The 24,592-nt window shown below is 42.5% G+C and carries 25 protein-coding genes and 1 pseudogene; 6 read left to right on the top strand and 20 right to left on the bottom strand.

Translation table 11 applies throughout. The features are described from left to right. The first annotated feature begins 185 nt into the window (after positions 1-185). Positions 186-2,150, top strand: coding sequence for an ATP-dependent zinc metalloprotease FtsH (gene ftsH, locus O9332_RS06265; protein ID WP_002760347.1), 1,965 nt, complete (start codon positions 186-188; stop codon positions 2,148-2,150). A gap of 159 nt (positions 2,151-2,309) precedes the next feature. Here ftsH and O9332_RS06260 read toward each other — a convergent pair whose 3' ends face one another. The 3 genes from O9332_RS06260 to O9332_RS06250 form a co-directional block, all read right to left on the bottom strand. Continuing rightward, positions 2,310-4,226: a hypothetical protein gene (locus O9332_RS06260; RefSeq protein WP_002760348.1), complete on the bottom strand. Its 1,917-nt coding sequence runs from the start codon at positions 4,224-4,226 to the stop codon at positions 2,310-2,312. Then, positions 4,195-4,548, bottom strand: a complete 354-nt coding sequence (locus O9332_RS06255; RefSeq protein ID WP_002760349.1) for a hypothetical protein — start codon at positions 4,546-4,548, stop codon at positions 4,195-4,197. Before O9332_RS06255 ends, O9332_RS06260 begins: the two co-directional genes overlap by 32 nt. A gap of 114 nt (positions 4,549-4,662) precedes the next feature. Beyond that, on the bottom strand, positions 4,663-5,214 hold the full coding sequence (locus O9332_RS06250) for a thioredoxin family protein (RefSeq protein WP_002760350.1): 552 nt from the start codon (positions 5,212-5,214) through the stop codon (positions 4,663-4,665). 103 nt (positions 5,215-5,317) lie between these two features. Here O9332_RS06250 and O9332_RS06245 point away from each other — a divergent pair, with 103 nt between their 5' ends. From O9332_RS06245 to O9332_RS06235, 3 genes are all read left to right on the top strand, one after another. Continuing rightward, entirely contained in the window at positions 5,318-5,584 is a 267-nt protein-coding gene (locus O9332_RS06245) for a ssr2422 family thylakoid membrane protein (RefSeq protein WP_002760351.1), read from the top strand. Between the two features lie 32 nt (positions 5,585-5,616). Next, positions 5,617-6,021, top strand: coding sequence for an NIL domain-containing protein (locus tag O9332_RS06240; protein ID WP_002760353.1), 405 nt, complete (start codon positions 5,617-5,619; stop codon positions 6,019-6,021). A 235-nt stretch (positions 6,022-6,256) separates the two neighbouring features. Beyond that, positions 6,257-7,666, top strand: a complete 1,410-nt coding sequence (locus O9332_RS06235) for an isochorismate synthase (protein WP_002760354.1) — start codon at positions 6,257-6,259, stop codon at positions 7,664-7,666. An 11-nt stretch (positions 7,667-7,677) separates the two neighbouring features. Here O9332_RS06235 and O9332_RS06230 read toward each other — a convergent pair whose 3' ends face one another. From O9332_RS06230 to larE, 5 genes are all read right to left on the bottom strand, one after another. Next, on the bottom strand, positions 7,678-9,054 hold the full coding sequence (locus O9332_RS06230; protein ID WP_002760356.1) for an aldehyde dehydrogenase: 1,377 nt from the start codon (positions 9,052-9,054) through the stop codon (positions 7,678-7,680). A 30-nt stretch (positions 9,055-9,084) separates the two neighbouring features. Then, the gene (locus O9332_RS06225; protein ID WP_002760357.1) at positions 9,085-10,563 is read right to left on the bottom strand and encodes an Ig-like domain-containing domain; all 1,479 of its coding nucleotides are present in this window, start codon (positions 10,561-10,563) and stop codon (positions 9,085-9,087) included. A 46-nt stretch (positions 10,564-10,609) separates the two neighbouring features. Beyond that, on the bottom strand, positions 10,610-11,401 hold the full coding sequence (locus O9332_RS06220; RefSeq protein ID WP_002760362.1) for a TIGR03943 family putative permease subunit: 792 nt from the start codon (positions 11,399-11,401) through the stop codon (positions 10,610-10,612). Positions 11,402-11,425: 24 nt separating this feature from the next. Continuing rightward, a complete protein-coding gene (locus O9332_RS06215) occupies positions 11,426-12,436 on the bottom strand; it encodes a permease (RefSeq protein WP_002760364.1) in 1,011 nt (336 codons plus the stop codon). Positions 12,437-12,702: 266 nt separating this feature from the next. Further along, a complete protein-coding gene (gene larE, locus O9332_RS06210; protein WP_002760365.1) occupies positions 12,703-13,512 on the bottom strand; it encodes an ATP-dependent sacrificial sulfur transferase LarE in 810 nt (269 codons plus the stop codon). Between the two features lie 354 nt (positions 13,513-13,866). On the opposite strand from larE, the gene O9332_RS06205 reads away from it, so the two are divergent. Beyond that, entirely contained in the window at positions 13,867-14,181 is a 315-nt protein-coding gene (locus O9332_RS06205; protein WP_002760366.1) for a DUF433 domain-containing protein, read from the top strand. Between the two features lie 59 nt (positions 14,182-14,240). On the opposite strand, the pseudogene O9332_RS28335 reads toward O9332_RS06205, so the two are convergent. From O9332_RS28335 to O9332_RS06155, 10 genes and pseudogenes are all read right to left on the bottom strand, one after another. After that, positions 14,241-14,501: pseudogene (locus O9332_RS28335) on the bottom strand (type II toxin-antitoxin system RelE family toxin). Further along, positions 14,502-14,822 (bottom strand): hypothetical protein, encoded by a 321-nt coding sequence (locus tag O9332_RS06195; RefSeq protein ID WP_288024289.1) that lies wholly within the window; start codon positions 14,820-14,822, stop codon positions 14,502-14,504. It lies immediately after the preceding pseudogene. Between the two features lie 262 nt (positions 14,823-15,084). Then, positions 15,085-15,351 carry a hypothetical protein gene (locus O9332_RS06190; RefSeq protein ID WP_002760369.1) on the bottom strand — a complete coding sequence of 89 codons (267 nt, stop codon included), beginning with the start codon at positions 15,349-15,351 and terminating at the stop codon, positions 15,085-15,087. 125 nt (positions 15,352-15,476) lie between these two features. Beyond that, positions 15,477-16,172 carry a PEP-CTERM sorting domain-containing protein gene (locus O9332_RS06185; protein WP_002760370.1) on the bottom strand — a complete coding sequence of 232 codons (696 nt, stop codon included), beginning with the start codon at positions 16,170-16,172 and terminating at the stop codon, positions 15,477-15,479. A gap of 471 nt (positions 16,173-16,643) precedes the next feature. Continuing rightward, positions 16,644-16,829, bottom strand: a complete 186-nt coding sequence (locus tag O9332_RS06180; RefSeq protein WP_002760371.1) for a hypothetical protein — start codon at positions 16,827-16,829, stop codon at positions 16,644-16,646. A 24-nt stretch (positions 16,830-16,853) separates the two neighbouring features. Continuing rightward, positions 16,854-17,030: a hypothetical protein gene (locus tag O9332_RS06175; RefSeq protein ID WP_002760376.1), complete on the bottom strand. Its 177-nt coding sequence runs from the start codon at positions 17,028-17,030 to the stop codon at positions 16,854-16,856. A gap of 149 nt (positions 17,031-17,179) precedes the next feature. Beyond that, entirely contained in the window at positions 17,180-17,317 is a 138-nt protein-coding gene (locus O9332_RS06170; protein ID WP_002760378.1) for an element excision factor XisH family protein, read from the bottom strand. A 246-nt stretch (positions 17,318-17,563) separates the two neighbouring features. Beyond that, positions 17,564-18,769, bottom strand: a complete 1,206-nt coding sequence (locus tag O9332_RS06165) for an argininosuccinate synthase (protein WP_002760380.1) — start codon at positions 18,767-18,769, stop codon at positions 17,564-17,566. A gap of 162 nt (positions 18,770-18,931) precedes the next feature. Then, positions 18,932-20,923 (bottom strand): DICT sensory domain-containing protein, encoded by a 1,992-nt coding sequence (locus tag O9332_RS06160; RefSeq protein WP_288024283.1) that lies wholly within the window; start codon positions 20,921-20,923, stop codon positions 18,932-18,934. A 385-nt stretch (positions 20,924-21,308) separates the two neighbouring features. Then, entirely contained in the window at positions 21,309-21,443 is a 135-nt protein-coding gene (locus O9332_RS06155) for a hypothetical protein (RefSeq protein WP_002736350.1), read from the bottom strand. 82 nt (positions 21,444-21,525) lie between these two features. Between O9332_RS06155 and O9332_RS06150 the strand changes: the two genes are divergently transcribed. Then, positions 21,526-22,464 carry an SGNH/GDSL hydrolase family protein gene (locus tag O9332_RS06150; protein ID WP_288024280.1) on the top strand — a complete coding sequence of 313 codons (939 nt, stop codon included), beginning with the start codon at positions 21,526-21,528 and terminating at the stop codon, positions 22,462-22,464. A 107-nt stretch (positions 22,465-22,571) separates the two neighbouring features. On the opposite strand, the gene O9332_RS06145 is transcribed toward O9332_RS06150, so the two are convergent. Together O9332_RS06145 and O9332_RS06140 are read right to left on the bottom strand one after the other, a co-directional pair. Next, entirely contained in the window at positions 22,572-23,699 is a 1,128-nt protein-coding gene (locus O9332_RS06145) for a 5-(carboxyamino)imidazole ribonucleotide synthase (RefSeq protein ID WP_288024277.1), read from the bottom strand. Further along, positions 23,696-24,205, bottom strand: a complete 510-nt coding sequence (locus O9332_RS06140) for a pentapeptide repeat-containing protein (RefSeq protein ID WP_288024274.1) — start codon at positions 24,203-24,205, stop codon at positions 23,696-23,698. Before O9332_RS06140 ends, O9332_RS06145 begins: the two co-directional genes overlap by 4 nt. Between the last annotated feature and the right edge of the window lie 387 nt (positions 24,206-24,592).

Below are 24,592 nucleotides of genomic sequence, written 5' to 3'. Positions count from 1 at the left end.
AGCTCAGCATCCCTATAAAACTCAAATCTTGGACTTCCATTCCTGCAAAACCCAATGGGCAACTCGTTCACTCTATTTTGAGGGACAGAAGCGAAATCAATTCTGTATCCTACACTACCGTTTGAATTTGGAATTGCTGTGTTAGTATAAACTTTGCATTTTCACTCTGACCCACCCTAAAAATTATGACTAATCAAGAAGATAATCAATTTTCCTGGTCGCGTTTGCCTCTGTTAGGCAAAATCCTGATCATTTGTTCTGGTGTTGCCGCTTTAGGCTATTTTCTTATCCCTCGTCCCTCAGAATTATCCAATATTCCCCTCGAACCCTACAGCGAATTTATCAATAAAGTGGAACGGGGCGACATCAGTAAGGTCAGAATTGGCAATCAAGTCATCTTGTATCAATTAAAAAATCCTTTAGAATCCCTGGCTATTCCGGGTAATCCCCCCGTTAATCCCCCAGAATCAAGTAATCCCTTTCACAGTGATTCTAGTTCTCTGGCCAGCAAACCAAGCAGTAATCTAGCCCCCGGACGAGTCTTGGCCACGATTCCAGTCGATAACCCCCAATTACCCCAACTATTACAGCAAAAAGGCGTAATCTTCGAGGCGATTCCTGTGGCCGAAAACAGTTGGATCACCACTCTCCTCGCTTGGGTGGTTCCTCCCTTAATTTTAGTCGCCGCCATGCAGTTTCTGTTCTATCGCAACGATGACACGCGTAAATCGCTGCTTTTTAATAAAAATCTCGCTAAAGTTTACGGAGACGGCGAAAAATATCCGATTACCTTCGGTGATGTGGCCGGGGCCGAGGAAGCAAAAACCGAGTTAAAGGAAATTGTCGAATTTCTCAAGGATGCCGAGCGCTTTAATAAAATTGGGGCGCGTATTCCTAAGGGTGTTCTCTTGGTCGGACCGCCGGGGACGGGAAAAACCCTCTTAGCAAAAGCGGTCGCGGGAGAAGCGGGAGTGACGTTTTTTAGCATTTCGGCCTCGGAATTCGTGGAATTATTTGTCGGGACCGGGGCAGCCCGGGTGCGGGATCTATTTGCCCAAGCGAAGAAAAATGCCCCTAGCATCATTTTTATTGATGAATTGGACGCGATCGGTAAATCGAGAAGTTCGGGATCGGGAACTAGCGGCAGCAATGATGAGCGCGAGCAGACTTTAAACCAACTTTTGACAGAAATGGACGGTTTTAGCCCCAAAGAAGCCGTCGTCATCGTTTTAGCCGCCACCAATCGCCCAGAGACTCTTGATGCCGCTTTATTGCGTCCGGGGCGCTTTGATCGCCAAGTTTTGGTGGATCGTCCCGATTTAGCGGGAAGATTGGCAATTTTGGAAATATACGCCCAACGAGTCCAGATGGGTGAAGATGTTAACCTCAAAGCGATCGCCACCCAAACCCCCGGTTTTGCCGGTGCCGATTTAGCCAACCTCGTCAATGAGGCGGCTCTTTTGGCTGCCCGCAATAATCGGGAAAGAGTCAGTCAAATTGATTTTAAAGAAGCAATAGAAAGAGTTATCGCTGGTTTAGAAAAGAAAAGTCGGGTTTTATCCGAAAAAGAAAAGAAAATCGTCGCTTATCACGAAGTTGGTCATGCTTTAGTTGGTGCTGTTATGCCGGGAGGGGGTCGGGTGGAGAAAATTTCGATCGTTCCCCGGGGTTTATCCGCTTTGGGTTATACCCTGAAAATTCCCACGGAAGACCGTTTTTTGATGACAGAAACCGAATTTAAAGAACAAATTACTATGTTATTGGGCGGTCGGGCAGCCGAAGAATTAATCTTTGGCAGTGTCACTAATGGCGCTTCCGATGATTTACAAAGGGCGACGGATATTGCTGAAAGAATGGTGACAATGTATGGTATGAGTAAATCCCTAGGACCCCTAGCCTACGATAAAACAGGACAGGCTAATTTTTTAGGTAATAATCAGGGTAGTCCCCGCCGTTCGATCGGGGAAAATACGGCCAAAGCGATCGATGAAGAAGTTAAACAAATTATCGACGCTAGTTACCAAAAAGCCCTAGCAATTCTCAGTCACAACCGCAATTTATTAGAGTCCATTACCGCTAATCTTTTGACCACCGAAGTAATCGAAGGAGAAGAATTGCAAGAATTCTTAAATCAAGCGCAAATGGTCTGATCAATCCCCATAAATAGGGTCTGCTGAAAAAGTTTTTCGTGGGGAAGTGGGGTGTGGGGTGTGGGGAAGTGGGGAAGTGGGGAAGTGGGGCGAACAAAGCTGCCTTTTGCCTCTCCTCATAACTAGGGTTTGCTGAATAAATAATCGAGAATATCTAACTTAAGGAGAGGAGAGGATCAAGGCATTGGAAAACTGGTATTTCCCTGCTTTGACGGTTAATTTGCCCTTTTTCCAACCCAAAGAAACAGGAGAGTTATCTCGACTTAAACTGTTATAAAGGGCGAAATTTTTTGACCAATCGTGCTTTTGACCGTTACGAATTAAAATCGGCAGTAGATTGATTTGATTATAGGTCAATTGTAAACTCTGCCCTTGACTGCCTTTAAATAAAACCCTGCCCTGATTAATTTGAGTTAAATTTACTTGACTTTTTTGCTTAAATATGCTCTTAAAATTCTCATAACTGCCCTGGGTTGCCGCTTCTCCCACTTCCAGAGCAAAACCCGCATAATTGTTACCTGTGGGTAAAGCTTGGTAGGTATTATCATCGGGATAAGGGGAATTAGGAATCTCGATCATTTCAGGAGAAGAAAGATTTATTAATCTCAGAGCTAACCAAGTTTTTTCTAATTGAATAAACCAGATATTATCATCTTTTTCTACCTTGGCGGTTTTCGGTAATTGCCAGAAAAAAGCTTGATCTGCTGGTCGTAACCAGATTAAAAGATTACGATATTGTCCGATCTCATCCCCGGGATTTTTGCCCGGTTTTACGCCATTTTTGCCAGTGTTAGCCACAAAAAAATCCACCCCTTTGTGTTGATTAAAGGCCATTAATTTAAACGGGGCCACATCGCCATCGGGGAAAGTTCCCGCCAGACTACCCATTTGATAACTAGCCCCGATAAATTGAGTTTCCCAATAACCTGGACTTTGATTATTGCCCGGTTTCCAGTTTTCATACAGGGGTTTACTGGCGAGAATTTCTACCGGTTTATTAAAGTTTTTTCGGGCTAATTCCATCACTGCTAAAGGAGGACGATAACCACTGGTAATTAGATAAAGAGAGTCCAATTCCGGGCGATTATTGGGGACGGGAGTATCACCAAAGTATAGCCAAAAAGTGCGGGCTGCACCCGATCGCATTGCCCCATTACTACCACCATAATCGCGTTTTACAGGGCCACCCCAACCACCGCGATAATATTTAACACTAGCGGCCATGGATAACCAATCTAAGGCCATTTTTGCCCATTGTTTAACTTCCGTATCTTGAGCAAAATCGTAGAGATTGAGATAGGGAGCAAAGGTGTGACCGTGATAAACTTCTGAATCCCATTCTCCCATACCGATGTTATATAAAGCTGAAACGTAACGCTTAATTTTACTTTTATAAATTTGACGAGTTGCTTCATTTCCGGTTTCTTCGGCCATCAGATAAACCGATGTTTCGCGCATCGCTCGCAGGTTATCAGTATTGCGACTATCTACCCATAAACCCCGTCTTGTTATACTCCAATCATTACCCGTTCCTTGGCCCGTACCGTGGACAGGATGGGGCCGTTGTAAAGGGTCGGTTTCTGTCCAAATTTTCGCCGCATTATACATTCTCTGACGATAAACTGGATCGAGATACTTTCCGAGCAGAAAATATTTTCTAATTTGTCCTTTTAGGGTAAAAGAAAAATAATAATCTATATAATCGGTGTGGGCCTGTTCCCGTTTTTGTGGGTCATCCTGCTGCAGGAAATCTAGGGCTTTTTGCCGGTTTCCTGCCAAGAAATCAAACATGGCCATAGGATAGGATCTTTTCTCGTTTTCTCCCCACAAATTGCCATAACTTTCTGCCTTAGCAAAATGGTTAATAACTTGCTTGGCCCTTTGTTGAAATTCTGCCTCTAATTCCGGTGTCCAATCGTTAAGATATTGGGGTTTAACTTCGGCAACGGGGAAGGAAGCGATCGAGTTTTGAGAAACAGAATAGAGGGAATTAAAGCCAATAGTAAATAGGGCAATTATTACCGCTAAAATTAGATATTTAATTCTAGATCCAATCGTCATCTTCGGCAAATTCATCGATGTTTCCTTGATTTTCTGGGGACTGAGGTTGATTCTCTTTATCTAATTGTAAAGGAACTGGTTCAGGAGGGATAATTTCTGGTAATAATTCTTCGGGTTTTTGACCATCTACCTCCACCACAATCATTTCTGTGACGGGAAACCAAAGTATGCGGCCTTGATCGTCACAAACCGTCAGCGATCGAGATTTATCTGGAGTCTCGGTTGCGAAAAAATCTCCTAACATTTTGGTGGGTAAAATATTCTTACTTTCACCCCCAATAACTCCTAGGAATATATATTCGTTACCTGTGGTCAAATGTTGGACAATAATCGCCATAGTTAAAAAATTCAGTCAATGAAATGTACTTATTGATAAGCTGTTGACTCTTGAATGATAGCTTTCAGCCATGAGCTTTCCACTGATTACTGATTACTGATTACTGATAACTGATTACTGCTTAACTTGACTGCCGTGACTGCGAGGATCGGTTTGACTAGCGCCCGCAAGGATATTAAAATCAGAAGCCTGTCCCGTAGTGGTGGCATAGGGTAGGGTAGAATTGGTTAAAAGTGCTTCTAAATTAGCAGTTAAAATTGATTTTGGTTGTTCTCCGATCGCTTGGGCAACTGGTTGTCCTTGATTATTTAAAAAGACAAAATGGGGAATACCATCCACGCGATAACGGAGAATTTCCGGCAACCATTTATTATTATCAACGTTGAGCATGACAAAATTAATGGCATTACCGTATTGTTTTTTAATTTCGGCAATTTCAGGGGCCATCGCCTGACAACTGGTACACCAATTAGCATAAAATTCTGTCAGGGTGGGTTTACCATTGCTGAGGGCAAGCTCGAAAGGTGTCGCTTTTTCCGCTTGCGCTTCCAAAGATACGGAACTAGCGGTGGTTTGAAACCCGAAGAAAATCGCTACACTAAGGATAACTGCCGTTACTGCCAGCAGCAGATTTCTGGTTTTGTTGGTGGGTGTGGTGGCTGTCATGGACATTTAATCAAAGTTTACTTTGTCCTATTGTAACGATTGCTGCGCTCTTTTAGTATTGGTGTCGATTGAGTTACAATTAAGTTAGAGATGGGTAATAATTATGACCGAAGAAAGACTCGATCGAATAGAGGGACAGCTAAAAAGGCTAGAAGGGGACGTTCATACAATTGAGGGGCGATTAGAAACTTTAGAAAGTAACCTTCAAAACATTGAAAAAAAGCTAGGAGACGTGATCAACCAAATCCGTGAACTTAGTCTTAGCATCGATACCTACCAAAAAGCTGATCAACAGGTAGTTAATTTGGCTTTTGGTCTAATCGTTGCCGCTACTGCTACTATTGTAATTCCAGCCGTTTTCGGCAAATAAGCAAAAAAAGATTCTTTGATCGGAAAGGCTGCATGAAAAAACGCGTTACTCTCACTTTTCCCAAAAAAGCCGTCCATATGCCCGTTACCTATCGACTGGCGAAGGATTTTAACATCGCAGCTAATATTATCCGCGCCCAAGTTGCCCCCAATCAAGTGGGAACATTAGTATTAGAATTATCGGGAGATATCGATGAGTTAGAAGCGGCGATCGAATGGTTACAATTACAAAATATTGGCGTTTCCCAAGTTAGTCGCGAAATCGTCATTGATGAAGAAAAATGCGTCGATTGTGGCTTATGTACGGGAGTTTGTCCCACGGAAGCTTTAACCCTTGATCCCGAAAGTTTTCGTCTTAAGTTTTTGCGTTCCCGTTGTGTGGTTTGTGAACAATGTATCCCCACTTGTCCCGTGGTGGCAATTTCCACAAACTTGTAAAGTAGCAGTTATTAAATTAATTTTTTTGCCCATTTAAATAATAGCCATCTCTGGAGATTTTAAGCCTTCATTTGTCTCCAATGCGGTTAATCGTCACAAATATCCCCTTCCCTTTCTGCCTAAAGACCCTTTCTCCGATACCATAGTTAAAAAGAGATTGCTGACTCTGGCCACATCTGTGGGGATTACATACCATTAATCATGGTTTTTTTGCAAAAAATACAAAAAACTTGACATGACTTCTGCCGTTCCTCGCCTTTCCTATCCTGATAGTCCGATTGCTGATCTTCGCGGCCTCTATAACTTTATCCTCAACCCGCAACTGTTAGCCGCAGAAAAGGGAAATCCGTCGATCGTTAGTTTTTGTCAAAAAATTTCCCCCGTTGATCCCCTAGAAATTCTCTCTCGGATTGCCTCTAGCTATCCCACCCATTGTTATTGGGAAAATCCCGAACGAGAAACCGCTTTTCTCGGCTACGGCATCGCCTTTGCTGCCACTTTCCACGGCAAACAACGTTTTTTAAAAGCTCAAAAATTTATTGAAAACTGTCAACAAAGAATTATTAAAATTGATAACTATAGCGAGATTACTCCCCGCATCTTTTGTAGTTTCACTTTTTTCGACTCGGAAAGAGCTACCCCCTTTCCCTCAGCTACCCTAACCCTGCCTAAGTTTCAAATTATCAAAAAACAGTCGGAATATTTTTTCCTTACCAATCTCCTAATCACCAGCGAAAAAGAAATAGAAAACTCCCTCGAAGAAACTATCAACAACCTCAAAATTATCCAAAATAACTCGAGCAATTGCCGACAAAATCCCCACCAGGCTCCCTGTAGTTATTATATTCATCCTACCTATAATTTTCAAGCGGCTGTTGCCGATGCACTCCAATCTATCCATGCTCAAAAATTTAGCAAAATTGTCCTCGCTCACGCTCTTGACGTGATTTCTCCCCGTCCTTTTCATCTGGTAAACTGTCTCGATAATTTGCGTCAGCGTCATCCCGATTGCTATACTTTTTCCCTCGGCAATGGACGGGGAGATCATTTTATCGGCGCTAGTCCCGAACGCTTGCTAACTGTCCATCAGGGGCAATTAATCACCGATGCTTTAGCGGGATCCGCTCCCCGGGGAGAAAATGCGATCGAAGATGCTCTTTTAGCCAATAAACTCCTCGCTAGTGAAAAAGAACAACGGGAACATCGGGCTGTTAGTGACTTTATTAACCAAAAACTGCGACAAATTGGCTTAAATCCGCAAAATTCTCCCTCTAGATTGTTAAAACTCTCCAATATTCAACATCTCTGGACTCCTATCCATGCCAAACTAAAACCCTCCATCCATCCCCTCGAAATTGTTGCCCAACTACACCCCACTCCTGCTGTTGCTGGGGTTCCCACGGAGATCGCTTTAGCACAAATTCGTCATTATGAAACCTTCGATCGCTCTCTTTATGCCGCTCCTTTGGGTTGGATCGATTGTCAAAATAATAGTGAGTTTATTGTTGGTATTCGTTCGGCCTTAATTGAAGGCGATCGAGCGCGATTATACGCCGGTGCGGGTATTGTTGCCGGTTCCGATCCGGAAAAAGAACTAGCAGAAATTCAGCTTAAATTTCAAGCTCTCTTAAAAGCTTTAACTTAAACTATAGCTTTTTACCGAACTAATAACTTAAATAAGCCTAACTTACCCTTAAAAGGCGGATATTTTAAAGCGGGATTGAACCAAAGAGGTGTTTTCATAATCGCTTTTTTATGACTAAAATTCTCAAAGGAAAAACGACCATGGTAGCTACCGATACCGCTATTTCCCCGACCACCAAAGGGTAAACTAGGATTAGTAAAATGAAAACTATTGTTGTTAATACAACCTCCCCCAAACTGGACAGATTCTAACCATTTCTTTTCGGTTTTTGCCTTAGTAGTAAACAGATAAAAAGCTAGAGGGTTAGGGTTTTTAGCAATAATTGCTAAAGCTTCCTCAAAAGTGCTAAAGGCAATGATCGGTAAAATTGGACCGAATATTTCCCCTTGCATAATAGGAGCATCGAGGGAAACATTAGTTAATAAAGTTGGTTGAATATATAAATTTTCTCGATCGGTTTTGCCTCCAAAAACAATCTCACCATCTTGGAGAAAGTCAATCAGGCGATCAAATTGTTTCTCATTGATTATCTTACCATAATCAGCACTTAATCTGGCATCTTCACCGAAAAAATTAACAATAGTGTTTGCTAATTCTCTGATCAAATTCTCCTGCTGGGATTGATGTACTAAAATATAATCAGCTGCGATACACATTTGACCACAATTAGAGAATTTTGTCACGGCAATGCGACGGGTTGCCACGGAAATATTAGCATCAGCTTCGATAACACAGGGACTTTTTCCCCCTAATTCTAGAGTAACAGGAATTAACTTTGCTGCCGCTAGTTGATAAATAATTTTTCCTACCTTTGTACTGCCAGTAAAAAATATCTGATCAAAGGTAAAACTGTCTAACATATTCGGAATTACTTCCGCACCATCTCCGGGGACAATTAACACATATTCTTCGGGGAATATTTCTTCAATTATTTTAACTACTAATTTTTCCGTCGCTGAGGCAAATTCACTCGGTTTTAATACCGCACAGTTACCGGCAGCAATGGCACCGACTAAAGGCACTAATAACAATTGGAGGGGATAATTCCAAGCACCAATAATTAAAACCACTCCTAAAGGTTCCCGAATAATCTGACTGGAGGATGGGAAATTTAAGAGATTAGTTTTAACAGTTTTGGGTTGCATCCATGAGCGCAAATTTTTTAAAGCGGTCTTAATTTCCACCAAAAGGAAACCATTTTCCGTAATCCAACAATCTTCGGGACTTTTCTTTAAATCGCTATATAAAGCTTCATAGATCTCCGCTTCATATTTAATGATTGCCTGTTTTAACTTCTCTAACTGCTGACGACGGAATTGATAGGAACGAGTGGCACCACTAACAAAATACTGACGCAATTTGGCTAATTTTTCTGAGTTTGACAGCATCGAAATAATTCCTAACTTAATGATGAAATTCTACGGCATCCACTGGGGACGAATTCCCGCTAGAGGTAATTCAATTAAATCAGATTTACTGGCTTTTACTCCATCTTGTAGGGGAGGAATTAACATCCACAAACGACCACCGATAATTGTTTCTCCCGAATCGGTAGTCAAGGGATTAGTAGGATTAGTATCATAACTGATGCGAAGTTGATCAAAAATAATTGCTAAACCATCGGGAGATAAACTAATGTGAATATCACGATAATCGGCTAATTCCAGTAGGGGAGTCACTTGACCGGTCTTCACATCTATTTTAGCAAAATAGGGTTTTTCTTTGTACTCTTGACTGTTAGTAACTAACTCGGTTAACAAACAATACAAATCACTACCGGTGGCATTAAATTGACAATCTATAATCGAACCTTGTAGATTGAGTAAGCGTTTTTGTAATCCTTGATTATTGACATAAAAAAGCGATCGAATATAACGCATTTTGGCATTATCCGTATTAAAATTCACCATTGCTGCGGCCGTACCATCGGCAGAAAAATTCAAAATTCGCCCAAATTTTGGTAAAAAATCCAGGGGTTTTGTCTCGAATTTTAAGGGCAAAAGCGCAATTCCTTCCCCCTGGGTGACAGCCAGAGTTTTACTATCAGGTGCGATCAAAAATTCTCCGCCTTGGATGTTTAATTTTTGGGGTTTTTCCCCCGATTTAACTGCCCATAAATCGAAGTTAATCGGATTGCGGCGCTCAATTCTCTGCACGACAATAGTTTCCCCATCTTTAGCTAAATCAAAGTGATTATTTTGATAATCTTTATTGTCTAGCACTAACTCAATTTTTAGAGGCGATTGACTGCTATCAACTTGGTAAAGCTGCAGTTCACGAATTCCCTCTATCCCCCGATTTTTCGCCACGGCCGAAAAGAGGATTTTTTTACCATCAGGATAGAATTCAAAAGCCATAACGGTCAAATTTGCGGGGGTTAAGAGGGTTTTCTTCTCCTCGGTCAAGTTATAAAAAATTAATCTTCCCTGTTCTTCCCCATTAGTGCCAATATAGGCAAAAGCACGATTGCGACTTTTAAATTCTCTTTCAAAAATTGCCAGGGTTTGTCCTAATCGATTACCGCTGCGAAATTGTTCCCGCGCACCTTCAATTTGCAGATGATATTTTTCTCCGTAGGGAATGGGAGAAGTGAGGGTATAAGCTAATCGTCTTCCGGCCCAACTCAACTTACCCGGCAGCGGAGGATCGATAACTAGATTTTTTTCTACACTAGCATGATCCATGGGGCGATCAAAAGTGATAATAAATGCTTGATCTTCTGAGCCAATTTCTCGATTTTCCCAGCTAAATTCCTTGACCCTTGGACCGGTTTGCAAAAGACATTGATTACCACAGCTATTACCTAACCAAATTAAGCCGCCAATTACTAAGGTTAGCGATACAATTAATGTTATCGCTAATTTATCAATCGGTTGTAGTTGTAAGGTCTTGATCATTATAGTAGATGGTTAGAAACAACTGATAACTGATAACTGTTAACTGTTAATATCCGTAGGGATCCACAGGAGTGGGTATAGATTTCACGGATTTAGCCTTAATTACTAATTGTCTTCTGGTGGTTGATTTTCCCACCTCTACGGGTAAAGATTCCGTGGCCATTTCTCCGGTGATTTCTAACCAAGTATCATTGGGATATTGACCGCGACTTCCTGATAGTTTCACCGGCAAACCCACGGGATAAGCATCCACGGCACAACAGGTAAGGATAAAGCGACTAATTAATAAATAATTATCGGGTAATTGGGGCAATTGCACCACAAAACCTGTGACTTTTACCGGTTGTCCCGTGTAAGCATCAGGTTCGGGGTAAGCATTCAAAGTTCTTACCCATTCAATTAAACTTTTTTCCTCTGGTTTAACGGTAGTGCCAAAGGATTGAGTTTGCAAGCGAGTTAGGGGTAAAGATTCACTAATTCCCCTCTGTAATGCGATTTGACTGCTGAGGGGCTGCGGGGCAATAAATAGGCCTAAAAGGGCAGTGATTACTAATAAACCTGAGCCAAAATGTTGGGGAAGAATGGTAATATGCGATCGATTATCGTTACTATCTAAATTAATCTTTTTTTGCCACTGTTTTAATAATGTCCAAAGCTTGACTATTCCCAGAACAAATAAAGCAATACTGGTGATGAGAACCAGGATAAAATAATTAGGATGTATCAGTAAATTTAACTGTCCAGTTATCCAGTATTTAAATAGTAACGAACCCCAACCGATTAGGGCAATAACATCGATAAATTGGGGGGCGATTATTTTTAGACGTGATGAATTCATGGGAAAAACTATCCGGGTACTGACCTAAAATAAATAACTGTGAGCCAAGGTGAGTAAAAAAGTCATTTGCGCTGCTAAAGCAAAGAGATAAATTAACATTCTCGGTTTAAAAATAGACAACATTAAACCAATCCCTTTCAGGTCAATCATTGGACCGAACACTAAAAAAGCCAGCAGGGAACTACTGGTAAAACTAGAGGCAAAGGAGAGGGCAAAAAAAGAATCAACCGTGGAACAAATCGAAACAATTACCGCTAACAGCATCATGGCCAAGATCGAAGTAATCGGATCCTGACCCAAATTAAGAACAAATTCCCGGGGAACAAACACCTGTAAACCGGCCGCTATAGCACTTCCTAAGATTAACACTCCTCCTAATTCCCGTAATTCCATCACCACGTTTTCCACAAAAGTTAACCAGCGCCTTTTCATCGGGATAGCTTGCACTGCTGGTAGGACAGCAGTAGCGGCAAAACTTTCATCTAAGCGCAAAGTTTGCCCAGAATTACCGATCAGAAAAGAACCGGATTGTAGTAGTAGTGGGATAGATTCTTTTTCCGGTGTTTGCGGTTGCCAATTGAGACTTTTTGCCAAAGAGGTTTGTAGTAGCGGTCGGGGATCTTTTTGGATACTAAAGATAATACCGATAACCGTAGCGATGAACAAAGAAAAGATAACTCGATAGAAAACAATTTCCGGTTGATCGCGAAAAGCTACCCAAGTGGACCAGATAACAATCGGGTTAATTGTCGGCGCTGCTAAGAGAAAACTAACCGCTACTGCATTCGGCATTCCTTGCACAAGTAAACGTCGCGCCACCGGCACATTGCCACACTCGCAGACGGGAAACAAAAAACCAATACATCCCCCCACAAATGCTCCTAAAACAGCATTTCGAGGCATCAAGGCAACTAGGCGACGTTCATCGACAAATATTAAAAGAATACTAGAGAGAATCACCCCTAGCAGTAAAAAAGGCATCGCTTCCACCAACAGGCTCAGGAATAGGGTAAAGGCATTTTGTAGTTGACTCATCTATCCTCGCCTTGGCAATTAGAGGTTTAGGGGTAAAGACTTAGGAACCCTAGAAAAAGGTTCATCAGTCCGCTCCCCGGCTTTTTAACATTTTTTTAATATATCCGATCGAGTGACTTCTGGGACAGGTTTTAGGTTTTGGGGTTTTGGGGTGTTAGGGTGTTAGGGTGTTAGGGTTTTAGTTGAAATTCCCCCACTTCCCCACTTCCCCACTTCATAATTCATAATTCATAATTCATAATTCCCACTCTCCCATCACCTCACACTTAGAGGACTCGATTAAGTTTGCCGCTTTGATAACCTTCTAGATCGAGGGTGACATAGATAAAGCCTAATTTTTGCAGATCAGCGACTAATTCGCTTAAATTTGTCCGATTAATAAAGTCGGGAATTGCTGCTGCCGGTAATTCAATCCGTGCCGTATCGCCGCTCGATCGCACCCGTAATTGACGATAACCTAATTTTCGCAGATAAATCTCCGCCCGTCCGACTCTTTGCAATTTCTCCAGGCTAATTTCCTCCCCGTAGGGAAAACGGGAACTTAAACAGGGTTGCGCCGGTTTATCCCACCAAGGTAAATTTAAGTAACGAGATAGTTGACGAACTTCGCTTTTTGTGATACCAATTTCCGCCAAAGGTGAACGAGCGCCGCGCTCCCTAGCGGCTTGAATTCCGGGACGATAATCCCTTAAATCATCAGCATTAACGCCATCGATGACGTAGGAATAACCACGAGCGAGGGCGATGGGTTTAAGGGTGTCGTGTAGCTCACTTTTGCAGAAATAACAGCGATTAACGGGATTACTGGTGTAATTGGGGTTATTCATTTCCTCGGTTTCCACCAATTCATGCCGAATACCGATATAATCGGCCTGAGCGATCGCTTCTTCTAATTCTTCCGGCAGTAGGGAAGGGGAAACCGCCGTAATTGCCAATGCTTGACTCCCTAGCAGATCATAGGCCACTTTGGCCACTAGGGTACTGTCCACGCCCCCAGAATAGGCAATCAGAGCTTTTTCGCTGGTTTTTAAGAGGTTTTGTAATTGTCCGAGTTTATCAAGTAATTGACTGTCCATGGCGGCGATTTTGGCAACTGGTTTAGGGAGACCGTTTTTTATTTGGGTATAAACAAGTAAGTGGGTGGGTGGAATTAAATATAAGATGAACGTAGGTTGGGTTGAAGCATGAAACCCAACGCCCGATTATGTTACGCTACCGCTAACCCATCCTACAAATAATTGTGCCTCCCTACTTAGCTTAAGCCACTTGTCCCAAGAATTTGCGGCAAGGAGGTAAGTAGTCGTGCAAAATAAATTTCCTAGTCAAGATAGGCACTCGTGCAAGAGGCAAGAGGTGGTTAGATATGTGTAATTAATTTTGCCTAGGTACTTAGTATAATCATAAATGTGTCTTAGCTTAACCCTCTCTACATGACAACAAATCTCACAGACTATAAACATATTGCAATTGATCATCGGGGAGTACCAATAATTGCGGGTTCTACCCTAAAAGTGATTGATCTAGTTATGGCACAAATAGCTTACGGTTGGACTCGATCAGAAATTCACATTAACCATCGTGATTTAAGTATGAGTCAAATTCACTCAGCATTAGCTTACTATTGGGAACATAGAGAGGAATTAGATCAAGCTATCCAAGCTGATTTAGAATTTGCCCAAAAAATGCGAGGAAAAGCCGGAGATTCTCCCTTTGTTACCCGACTTAAAGCACAGGGAATAGAGTAAGAATAGGCGTTTAAAATGTATCTTAGCTTATTGCTGATCCCAATTATTTTAGTAAGTATTTAGTCATAAACTTCACTTCTATGACCTACTCTAACAATAATAATTATCCTACTCTCTCGATCAAATTCATAAATAACCCGCTAATCTCCTACTCTTAATTTGTAAAACCCTGACCATTCTCTCGTAAGAGGTAGGGGAGTTATCTGTTCAAAGTTGATAGCTAACCATTTAATTTTATTAAGAATCCTCAGTCTGATAAAATCTGTGATCAAATCTAAATCAGTTATCGACTCTGGTTCAAAAGTAACAGAATAGCTCATTTAAGGTTCTATCCCATATCTTTTATCCACCTCAGCTGCAGGAATAGTCGCTCTTCCTTGTAGTCTTTTTTGTTGGATTTCTAATAACTTTTCTTTAAAAGATTCTTTAACTTGTTTTCCCTCATCCGGATCACCAAAGTATTCATCTAGAGTATCATCTACTGTATTACGGATTAAACTTTGTAACTCTTGGGGAGTCATGTCTTTTATCTGCATATTTTCTCTAATTAGGACTTGCTGAATAATGGTAAAACCCTTTGAAAATAAGGCTTTTGACCTGTTAAAATCTGATGTTAGTGCAAGAAAATAGGATTGGGACATTCAAAAACCTTGCATTATTCTCCTCATAGTACATAAATTGGTACAAAAAAAGAGGGCAACAAAGCCTGAAACGACCGACGACCGGCTACTGACTCCTGACTCCTGACTCCTACCCCCAGGAAAAACTTTTTCAGCAAACCCTAATTAAAAAAAGGACTTTGACTCGTTGCAAGGTTTTACCTTGCAACGCAGATAAGCGAGGTTCTACCTCTACTTATTTCTTTGACTCGTTGACTCGTTGCAAAGTTAGCTCGTTGTCGGACTATTCTTCGAGTTGATAGGGACACCATTGACTTTTGGTGGCAAGTTGGGCGTTAATAAGCGTAAAAACGCGCTCTAGTTCAGAAAGTCCAGCATACTCCGCTTCTTCGTCAACAGAGAGACTGTCAGTTTTCTTCTTAGCTAATAACTGCTCACAACGAGATTGTAGCTCTGAAGTAAACCTGAATAAATAAATGTTACCAAATTCGCGGAGTTCAACCCCTTCTCTCATTAAAGACGAAGGTTGAATCATTAATTGGGGAGTCATTGGCTCTATTGATTGTTATTCCTCTTTCACCTTATCAGCTTAACAAATTGCCGAGGAAATGTAAAAGAATATTGATAATATTTAACCAATTTCGGGGCAACCCCTCTGTAGTTGCCCCTCCTCCCTTATCCCCGACGACGAAGGGAAGCGGCACCCAAGGCACCAACAGCGATTAAACTCACTATACCACTAGGTTCCGGGGTTGATACACCACCGCCACCAGCAGCAGTGATATCCCCATTAAGAGCCACAAACCCACCCCCGGCAACATTAGTGGAGTTGTCGGCAATTAAATAGACAGATAAGCCATTAGCATTCAGTCCATAGAGACGGAACTGCACCGGGCCGGTTTGGGGTGCTAAACTGCTTAGGTCAAAGCTGTAGGTATTAAAGCTAGTTGTTAAGTTAACTTGTGTCCCTAAATTATTGGTGAACCCATCAACACTAGAGCGCAAGACTAAATCTAGCTGCGTTTCAGTTTGGGCCGCATTGAGTTGTAAGTTAGTAAAATCGACTTGAAAACCTGCACTAGGTTGTACGGCAAATTCCACATATTGGCTGGTATTAACAGTGCTACCTGTATTCCAACCGTTAGTAGTAGAACCACCCAACAGGAAGATAGGATCATTCTCCCGATTTATCCCGGCGGTGTTTAACCCAGTGCTGGTTATATTCGCACCTACAGTATTCGCCGCTTTGGGATAGGTTGCGGTACTGGCATTAAATGAATTCCAACCAGCTACTATTGCCGCTTGAGCAGGAGTAACCCCAGCTAACCCCATCAGAGTCAAGGGGGTTAAAATTGTCAGTAATTTTTTCATGGATTCGATGACAGTAATAGGAGAAAATTATGATCATATTTAACGCTAGTTTTGCGCCAATATCCCACAGCCAAAACTATCACAAGGGGGGGGGAAGTCAAGGGTTATTTAATCATCATTTATTATGATTTTTATATTTAAGATAGTTTTGGGTTATATAAATATTTTTGACTGGTTGCAAGGTTATAGCTGGCAACGCAGATAAGCGAGGTTCTACCTCTACTTAGTTTCTTTGACCGAAATGATCACCTTCGCTACTAGGTTCCCCCGCAATAAATTGACCTGGTGCATCTTACATTTGCAGGAATACCGACAATCAGCAATTATACTAAATCCGTTGAGTATAGGCTGCTTATAAAGGAGAGAACCTCATGCAAAAGGGGGAATAAATAATCAGTTTTTAATAACCAGATTTAGTATTGGCCTGTTGGCGAATTTTATCTTTAATATAGTCGGGAATAGGGCTGGGATTCATGCTTCTAAGGGTGAAATTAATCCTCTTTTAACCGCTTCATTTAATCCTTGAGACTTCTTTAACAAGTTTATTTGATAAATTTGCATCAATGACCAAAGTTCCCTATTTTCAAAGGTTGATAAATCCCTCTCTTGTTGTTTATTGAGCAACTCGCTTAATCTTTGATCTTGTTCCGATGCCATTTGTAATTGAGTTAATTTGATAATTTATTCATCTGATAATGAATTTAGGGATGAGATTTTTTCGCCTTGATAATTGGGACTAATAGAAAAAGCGATCGCTTCTACTAATATATCATTAAGATCACGGTTAATTGAATGGGCTAAGGATTGAGCTAGATTAAAAATCTCATCAGGTAGGGTTAAAGTAATTGAAATGGCCATAAGCCTTTTTTATGTGGGGTTATAGAGATATTATGATTATAGCTCAAATTCTTGTTACCCATAGGGATAAACTGGTTCAAAAGTAACAGAATAGCTCCTTTAAGCTTCTTTTATAAACCTCAGATTTCGAGGCAAGATTTACCGATAACTTAACTCACGGCAAGACTGATTAAATTTCGATATAAAATATATTGTCCTAAAGCTATTTCAAAATCTCTCATAGGTGAGGGACTTAAAAAGCTTTTGATTTCTACAACAATTTTACGTCCATTTCTTTCAGCAGGCAAAGGTTTTTCTGCTGCTAAATCAGCAAAAATTCAACATCTTTATATTTAATTTTATAAGGGTGCTGATCCCCCCTTCCCCCAAGGTAGGGTTAATTCATGAATTAACCCTACCTTGGGGGTTGATTCGTGAATCAACCCTACCTTAATAAGGGGGGTACTGATCCCCCCTGCCCCCCTTGATAAGGGGGGTGCCGATAGGCGGGGGTATCTGAATTAACACCCACTTACTTAGGGGAGGATTGTTGATTACTTCCCTCTAGTTTTTTCGGCCCAAACTTTGCTCGGTAATCCCCAAACATAGATGAAACCTTCAGCAGCTTTATGATCAAATTGATCCTCGGCCCCGTAGGTAGCTAAATCGGGAGAATAGATAGAATTGACTGACTGACGACCGACGACTTTAGCGTTACCTTTAAACAGTTTGACTCGCACCGATCCCGTTACCTGTTCTTGGGTTTTGAGGATAAAAGCATCGATCGCTTCCTTTAAGGGACTGTACCACAATCCTTTATAAATTAACTGTCCGTAGGTATCTTCAATTCCCCGTTTATATTGGGTAACATCTCCAGTTAAAGTCAAACTTTCTAGGTCCCGGTGAGCATCAATTAAAACTAATAAAGCCGGGGCCTCGTAAATTTCTCGGGATTTAATTCCCACTACCCGGTTTTCGATCATATCTAACCGACCAACACCGTGTTTACCCACTAGGTCATTTAATTGACTAATTAGCGTGACAGGATCGAGATTTTCTCCGTTTAAACTGACGGGAATTCCCTGATTAAAACCAATATCGACGTATTCCGGCTCGTTGGGAGTATCGGCGATCGCTTTGGTCATTAAATAGATTTCTTCCGGGGGTTCCGTCATCGGATCTTCCAAGGGACCGGCTTCAATACTGCGCCCCAACAGGTTACGATCGATACTAAAAGGCGAGGATTTTTTCACGGGAGACTCGATCCCGAATTTTTCCCCGTAGGCGATGGTTTCTTCCCGGCTCATGCCCCATTCCCTGGCGGGAGCGAGAACTTTTAAGCTAGGATTGAGGGCCATAATGCCCACATCAAAACGCACCTGATCGTTACCTTTGCCGGTGCAGCCGTGAGAGACGGCATCGGCCCCGTATTTCTCGGCGGCCTCTACTAATAATTTAGCAATTAAAGGACGAGCCAGGGCGGTAGAAAGGGGATAACGATTTTCGTAGAGAGCATTAGCTTGAATTGAGGGAAAAGCGTATTCTTTGACGAATTCTTCTTGGGCATTGACGACTAAGGATTCGATCGCTCCGCAGCGCAGGGCCTTTTCTTGAATTGGTCCTAATTCGTCTCCCTGTCCTAAATCGGCGGCTAGGGTAATCACTTCTTCTACTCCCCATTCCTGTTTGAGATAGGGAATACAGACGGAAGTATCGACTCCTCCGGAATAAGCTAAAACCACTCTCTTGGCACGTCCCATAATTTTTTCACCTAAAAACGACTAATTGATTACTCTTTTAAGTTTATTATATATCCTGGGGATTGGATGCTTCTTTTTTAATGCTTTTTTGTTTAGTTTTTGATGAAGAAAAGGAATAGGAAGTCACGAGTAGAGAGCCAAAACTAAACGGGCAACCAGCCGCTATTTACGTTTACTAGCAGGACGACGGGAAGATTTTTTCGGAGCGGTATTTTGGGGATTATCGTTAGTTTTATCTTTAAATATTGGAATAGTAAAATGAAACTGACTGCCGTGATTTTTGCCCCTAGATTCTGCCCAAATTTCGCCGCCCCAACCATTGACGATCTGACGACAGATAGCCAATCCTAACCCGGTTCCCCCGGCACTGCGTCGCAGGGCTCCCTCCTCTTGGTAAAAGCGATCGAAAACCTGTTCTAAACGATTGGGTTCGATCCCGCGTCCAGTGTCAGAAATGGTTACTTCTAGAGTTTTTGGCTTTCCCGAAGCGACTTCGATCGAGACATTTCCCTCGCGACCGGTAAACTTACAGGCATTATCGAGAAGTTTGGAAAGTAATTCCACTAACCACTCGCCATCGGCTAAAACAAAGGGCAGATTAGGGGGGACAAGATTGCTAATTTTTGGATTTTCGTTGTCGAGATTGCGGGAGTGAACGTGACTGATGGCTAATTCCACACATTCCGATAAGGATAAAGCTTCGGGATTCCAATTAACCCGGCCACTTTCTAACCTGGAAAGAGTTAAAAAATCTTGGATTAATTTACGCATTCGTTCCGCATCTTTCAGGGCAGTATCAAGCATAATTTGGCGCATTTCTGCTGGCATATCCGGTTCCGAGGCCAAACTTTCTAGACAGACTTGAATGGTGGAGAGGGGGGTGCGTAATTCGTGGCCGGTTATGGCGACTAAATTAGAACGAGTGCGATCGAGAGCGGCTAATTGTTCATTTAAATCCTGTAAATTAGCGTAGGCTTCTGCTTGAATGAGGGCGACTCCGATTTGAGTGGCCACCGCATCCACAAGGGCGACATCCTCGCTTTTCCAAGTGGTGGTATAGGGTCCACAGTGATGCAGTTCCAACATTCCCAAGAGACGACTTTGGTAAAAAATCGGTACTAATAACCAAGAATAGATGGAACATTCCCGCACGAGATTTTGAATGGAATCGCCGGGGAGACGGGGATCGTGAATAGCGTCTTCGATTTTCAGGGATTCTCTCAATTCCAGCACTTCCTGAAAAAGAGGATTATTTTTCAGTGGCCATTTTTGTCCTTTGATGGAACTAATGCCGGAGTTTAAAAATTCGTGTTCGATGGTGGCGTTAATGTCGGCTTCCTTACAACGATAGACCACGCAGCGACAGACTCCCAATCCCTGCCCCAATTTCTGCACTGCCACCTGTAGGATAGCTTCCGGATCGAGGGAACGACGGATCGAGGCTGTCACCGAGTTGATCAGTCTTTCCTTGTGTTCTTTCGATGCCAAGGAACGATTGGCTTTCAGCAGTTTATACTGTCCCGCTTGCAAATAAGTGACCAATCGCTGGACAAAGGGATCTGGTTCCTCTTGATGATCCCTGTCCGTCAGTTCACAGATCAGGTATTCTTCTTGAGCGCGCCTAATTTTCTCCGCTAGTTCGGGACGATAATCGAGAATATGATTTAAAAGAATTTGGGCGGCCTGTTGACTCACATGGCGATCGCTCGTCCAAATCCCCTCAAAACGGCGATTATTATCCATAGCTGCCCCATTTTCCCCCTTTGCTGTCAGATGGGTTCGTTCCCGACAGATTAAACAACTAGCATAATGGCCACCGATAACCACTAGATGCCATTCTTGGGCTAAACTGTCCTCTGGTTGAAAAGCGATCGTCTCGTAAACGTCGGAACTATGCTTAAAATCGGTTTCTGGGGCGGACAAAACGTAAACTTGCCCGCTTTTGTGGGCAATGCGTCGATAGCGATGGGCTTCTTGACGATAAAAGCGCTCACGCTGAAAACTGGCAATCACTAACGGTTGATCGTCTTCCGCTAAAACCTGATCCTCCATGGCGTGGGATAGCGCGGTCAGGGATGCTTTGAAGTACATCTGCGATCGCCATTGGGGGAGTAACTGCAACAGTTCTGTTAAAACAGAAGTTGATCTGCTCATCGATGATCTGTTTCGAGTCGAGTGTGACTAGCAAGCGCAATAGAGGGAACTAGCAATTTCTCCCTTGACCCTATCCTACAGGCTCAAGGGGACAAGAGGTGAGATCGTGATGGCCAGAAATTTAAACCGAGTGATGCCAAAAGTGAGGGAAATTATTCTAGCTAACTAGAGGTTGCTGAATAAATCTAAAAACCTTGTTGGCTAAGACTTTTAGACTTTTGAGAAATCAAAAAGTGCCAGCCATTGGAGGGATCGGGGGGAAATTTTAGGGACTTTTTCCCTGAAAATTAGGTAATTTACCAGATGAAAATGGGTAAAACCCTACACCCTACACCCTACACCCTACACCCTGCCCCCACGAGAAACTTTTTGCCGCAAACCCTAACTAGATGTAGGCGACTTTCATTGCCCAAAGGATCAGAGCAATAATACTACCGATAACGATAATGGACGATATCGCCACTACTGCCGGTTTATCGGCCCCCTCGAATTTCATGATGCCACGATTTAAGTCTGACATTGCCCTTAACTCCTTTTCATGAGATGGATGTAGAAAGTATGAGACACTTTAGGATCATAAATTAGCGAACTCTCATCTATCCGTGTTATTAGAAATTGGTATCATTCGGCTGTCTTTAATCATTCTAGGCGTTCTTTTCGCCCTTGGCCTTCTCCTTGAGGCTATTTTAAGAATTGTCTTCGGGTTCGGTAATCCGCTTATCTACGAAGCTGATGCCGAAATTGGCTATCTTTTGGCTCCTAATCAACAAACGCGCCGTTTTTCCAATTTTATCGCCGTTAATCAGTATTCGATGCGGAGCGATCCGATTACAACCCAACGGCCTCCGGAGACGACGAGAATCATGTTAATCGGTGATTCGATCGCTAATGGCTCCTGGTGGACAGATCAAAAAGAGACCATTGCTGCTTTAATCGCCAAAAATTTAGGCCAGAATCTGACGGGTTCGGTGGAAGTTCTCAATGCTTCGGCCAATTCTTGGGGACCGCGCAATCAATCGGCCTATCTGCGACGTTTCGGCACCTTTGAATCCCAGGTGATTGTGTTATTAATGAACACCGATGATCTGTTCGCTTTAGCTCCTAGTTCGGCGGTGGTGGGACGAGAAATTAATTATCCCGCTCGCCGGCCGGCTTTAGCTTTAATCGAGTTGTACGATCGATATTTTAAGCGTTATCCTCCCTTGCCACCGGTGCGAGAAGGGGGCGATCGAGTGGGCAATAATTTAACCGCTCTTGCCCAAATTCAAGCCCTTGCTCAGGCTAATCAAGCCCGTTTAATTATCGCTATTACCCCCCTCATTCGCGAAGCTCAAAAACAGGGGCGAGATTATGAATTAAAAGCCCGTCAAAGACTAGCGGATTTCACCAGCAGCCAGCAGATTTTTTATCTAGATTTTCTGCCCATTTTTCAAGCCCATCCCAATCCCGATTCCCTCTATATCGATAATATTCATCTCAGTGGAGACGGTAACGAGTTAATTAGTCAAAAACTGACCGAGGCAATCAAAAATGTCTTTTAATTACGGTTGGCTGAATCAGTTATCAGTTATCAGTAATCAGTAATCAGTTCACTGTTTACTGATTACTGTTCACTGATTACTGTTTACTGAAAATACACCCCACTTCCCTAACAGCTATACCAAAGCTTTTCTATCTGTTTTGCTAGGGCCAATAACTTGGAGCGATCGCTTGTATCCCTTAAGAGGGTGACATGGCCTAATTTTCGACCGGGACGGGATTTTTTACCATACCAAAAAACCTGAGCGTCTGGAATTGCCGCTAAAACTGCTCTTTTTTCGCCATAATCGCCGTCACTATCCTCAAAACCCAATAAATTAACCATGACTGCCCCGGCAGATTTTAAATCCGTGGCTCCAAGGGGCAAATTAGCCACTGCTTGCAGTTGTAGGGCAAATTGGGAGGTAAGACAGGCAGAAAGGCTGTAATGACCCGAATTATGGGTACGGGGAGCGATTTCATTAATCAATACCTCTCCCTGCGGAGTGACAAATAACTCTATCCCGAAAACACCCACCGCCGACAAACTACTTAACAGATGATGGGCGATAGGTTCGGTTTGAGCGTGTAAAGATTGGTTAAGAGCGGCGGGAGCGATTACCCAGTGACAGACTTGCTCCTTTTGATGAGTTTCCACCACGGGATAGGTGACGATTTCCCCAGTTAATCCCCTAGCGGCAACGATGGCTAATTCTCGCTCGTAGGGAATATAAGCTTCTAACATCAAGTCAAGACGCTCTAATTGCGGCTTTTTGGCGTTTAATTCTTCAGGAGTGCGGATAATAAAGGTTCCTTGACCATCATAACCGTGTCGTCGCGCTTTCAGCACTAGCGGAAAAGGATAATTTTCTAATTGGGATAAATTATCTATCGCCCAAAAATCAGGCACAGGCAACCCTAGGGAGCGTAAATAACATCTTTGCTCGTATTTATCCAATAGGGGGCGCAGATTTGCCAAACTAGGATAGAATTTAACTCCTGTGGCTGCTAATTCTTCTAGGGCATCTAAATTAACAAACTCATTTTCAAAAGTGATCAGATCACAATGTTGAGCTAGTTTTTTTGTGCCTTCCACGTCGGCTATTTCCGCAAAAACAACCCCGTCAGCTAAAGCAACGGCGGGATCGTCGGGGTGTGGTGTTTGTACAATTAGAGAAATGCCTAATTTCTTGGCTTCCTGTGCCATCATCCATGCTAATTGTCCACCACCAATAACACCAACCCGGGTTTGCATCATTGATCACATCCTAAAGATTCCGGGGTAGAGATGCCGGTTTTTGAGTTGACACCCTCGGCTCTTTCACAGAGATTTTTGATTTGTTGAGCGTCAAGCACGGCAAAACTAAAATCAGCACCGTTGATATTGACTCCCTCAAAAATGGTACGCAGCATAATTGCTTCAGCAAAAATGGCATCGCTTAAATCGGAATTTTTAAAGGTACTCAGATAGGCTAACCCATTGGTTAAGTCCGCTCCATGAAAATTGCCTTCGATGATAGAGGCTCCGTTAAACACTGCCCCGCGCAAATCGGCAGAGCTAAAGTTAGAATCTTGCAGATTAACGTTAGTAAATTGGGCAGATTGCAAATTTTGTCCCGAAAAATCCTTTCCTGTCAGATTCTGGTTTTCATAACTGGCATTGGCTCCTGTGACAGCAGCAGAACTGGCTGCTAAGGCATTGACAGGAGATAGGATAAATAGTAGGGCAAAAAAAGCGATCACTAATCGAAAGATAGTCTTCATTGGCGGAAAATTCCATCGGTGGGCATTCTTGATTTTATAGCAGTAAGCCATCAGCCGTCAGCTTTCCGCCAGCCGCCAGAAATTGCTGGCACACAAATCCTTATAGCTCGTCTAGTGATCCTGGTGAAACCGTCTATTCGTGATAGTATATATAGCGTTTCTCACACCTGTGTGGCACAGTTAAACCTTTGCTGATTAAGCTTTTCACCATTGATAATGTACCTCTTACGAACAGGAAAGGCTATAGCGCTCTTGGAGGGAGTCTGGCAAAAGTCTTACAGTCTCTAAACTCTAGCTCTCTTATGGGGTAAGCCTTCAAGCTATCGCTAACTAACAGAAACCCGAAATTTGAGTTTTTATTAGAAAAAAAGTTAGCGATCACTTGTC

Origin of the sequence: Microcystis sp. LE19-10.1B (assembly GCF_027530565.1) — a bacterium.
GTDB lineage: Bacteria > Cyanobacteriota > Cyanobacteriia > Cyanobacteriales > Microcystaceae > Microcystis > Microcystis aeruginosa.
Note: the sequence above shows the minus strand (reverse complement) of the source record. Positions and strands in the feature narration are given on the sequence as shown.